At 57.0% G+C, this 449-nt stretch carries 1 protein-coding gene; it reads left to right on the top strand.

The window, feature by feature from the left end; translation table 11 throughout:
• Positions 1-74 precede the first annotated feature (74 nt).
• Complete coding sequence (locus KMS84_RS43900; RefSeq protein ID WP_169882217.1) at positions 75-293, top strand: hypothetical protein; 219 nt, start codon at positions 75-77, stop codon at positions 291-293.
• Positions 294-449 lie beyond the last annotated feature (156 nt).

The following is a 449-nucleotide window of genomic DNA, read 5'->3' as shown; positions in this document are numbered from 1 at the left end:
CCTGACGGGGCGCTTTATCTTCCTAGGACAAGCGGCGGCAACCGCCCCGGGAAATCAGTGAAGGAGATCCACAAATGCACTTTCGTGACCTCACTCAAAGCAAAGCCGAACGTTCCTGCCATGCACTGCAATCCGCTGCGCGGTTGGCAGAACTGCACAAGAAGTGGTATTCAGCCGCGGAACTTTACGAGGCCGCCGCCTCGATCTGGCCTGGCAACGGCTTGACCTACATGCGAAGGGCCGAACTATGCCGCTCGCTGGTCGATTCCGCACGCGATGAAATGGACCTCTGAGGACCGAAGTAATGGACAACACAAATGCGCAGCGCTCGAACGATTACCTCGATGTTCTCATGTGGCTCGAAACCGCGTCTGAGGACGAAATCGCTGGAGCCTATTGGCTGGCCAGCGGATCCACCAAAATGGATTTGCGCGACGGCATTCAAGCTC

The sequence above is a fragment of the Streptomyces hilarionis genome (assembly GCF_024539675.1).
In the GTDB taxonomy this organism is placed as follows: domain Bacteria; phylum Actinomycetota; class Actinomycetes; order Streptomycetales; family Streptomycetaceae; genus Streptomyces; species Streptomyces hilarionis.
The sequence above is the reverse complement of the archived record's forward strand: the minus strand, read 5'-3'. Positions and strand labels throughout refer to the sequence as shown.